Source organism: Haloferax sp. Atlit-12N (genome assembly GCF_003383095.1).
Classification (GTDB): Archaea; Halobacteriota; Halobacteria; order Halobacteriales; family Haloferacaceae; genus Haloferax.
In genome coordinates this window covers 1-1,427 of the sequence record NZ_PSYW01000041.1, presented here as the reverse complement: position 1 = coordinate 1,427, position 1,427 = coordinate 1, and the positions used below count along the sequence as shown (strand labels likewise).

At 60.3% G+C, this 1,427-nt stretch carries 2 protein-coding genes; one reads left to right on the top strand and one right to left on the bottom strand.

From position 1 onward, the window contains the following. Window positions 1-522 (bottom strand): Gfo/Idh/MocA family protein (locus C5B90_RS19865; RefSeq protein ID WP_148708273.1); only part of this gene is annotated, 522 nt, incomplete at its 3' end. A gap of 101 nt (window positions 523-623) precedes the next feature. Between C5B90_RS19865 and C5B90_RS19860 the strand changes: the two genes are divergently transcribed. Next, window positions 624-1,394 carry a hydroxypyruvate isomerase family protein gene (locus C5B90_RS19860; protein ID WP_115883630.1) on the top strand — a complete coding sequence of 257 codons (771 nt, stop codon included), beginning with the start codon at window positions 624-626 and terminating at the stop codon, window positions 1,392-1,394. Window positions 1,395-1,427: the final 33 nt, after the last annotated feature.

Below are 1,427 nucleotides of genomic sequence, written 5' to 3'. Positions count from 1 at the left end.
GTGAGTCGACTGCTCGACCACCTGCCCACCCGACTGTGCTTTCTTCCGCCACCACGCAGCGTCTGCCACGCCGTCGTACCAGTGTCCGTTGATGAGGGCAACCTGCCGGTCATCGATCAGCTCGACCGCCCTCTCGACGATGTCTGCGTATCGGTTCATATGTCCAACCTGCGTGATTATGTCTGTCTCGGCGATCGCGGTATCGATGGTCTCAGCAGTCGTTCGGTCGAGACCTAGTGGCTTCTCGACGAACAGATGGGTTCCGTACTCCGCTGCTAGCCGCTCGGCCTCTCCGTGGGCGAACGGCGGGACGGAAACGACCACCGCGTCGAACTCCATCTCCTCAAACAGTGCTTCCGCGTCGGTGAACGCAGCGGCGTCGTGCGTCTCTGCGGTGCGTTCAGCCACGGTAGAATCGATGTCACAGATTGCGACAACGTCACCGAGGTCAGACGCTTTGATGTTCGACAGGTGTACTGACGCTATACCGCCCGCTCCGATAAAGGCAGTTCGGACTGACATACGGGCTGACCGACTATCCATCTCCGTATAACGCTTTGGGTACTTCACTCAGACGTGAGTTCTATATACCTCGCCGCCTCAGAGAATCCTGACAACCTGCTATGACAGACTCCCCTTCCCTTTCGGTGTGTTTGGACACGCTCTTTACCGACGACCGATTTATCGACCGGATCGACCGCTGCGCCGAGCTTGGCGTCGACGGCGTCGAGTTTTGGGAACCGGCAGACCGCCCTCTTCAGGCGGTCCGCGAGCGAACCGCGGCGACCGACCTCACGTTCGTCGGCATGGTCGGTTGTACGACCGGCCTCACCGATCCCGACGCTCGAGACCAAGCAGTCGCTGAACTGCAGTCGACGATCGAGACCGCAGCGGCGGTCGACTGTGAAAACCTCATCGTGACGTCCGGGCCAGAATGTGAGTCCCACGGGTGGCAGACGCAGTACGACAGCGTTGTCGACATCCTCAACACGGTCGCTCCCGACGCCGAAGAGGCGGGTGTTATGCTGCTTCTCGAACCGCTGAACACTGCCGTCGACCACCCTGAATCGTTCCTCAGTCGGTCGGAGACTGGGTTCGACATCGTCGACGAGGTGGACAGCCCGCAAGTTCGTCTGCTCTACGACGTCTACCACCAGCAGATCACAGAAGGGAACATCATCGACACGCTGCAGGAAAATATCGACCGGGTCGGGCACGTCCACATCGCGGACGTCCCCGGGCGCAACGAGCCCGGAACGGGCGAGCTGAACTACGAACGCATCATTGAGGGTCTCGAAGACGCCGAGTACGACGGTTACATCGGCTGTGAATTCCGGGCCACCGGATCGGACTCGTCGGCCGTCGAATCAGTCCTCGAACTACTTGGTGACTGACGCGACTGCAGCATTTCGGGACACGCGGGAATC

Excerpts from the sequence above, each read along its gene's own strand:
- C5B90_RS19860 (WP_115883630.1), top strand. The coding sequence starts at position 624 with ATGACAGACTCCCCTTCCCTTTCGGTGTGTTTGGACACGCTCTTTACC.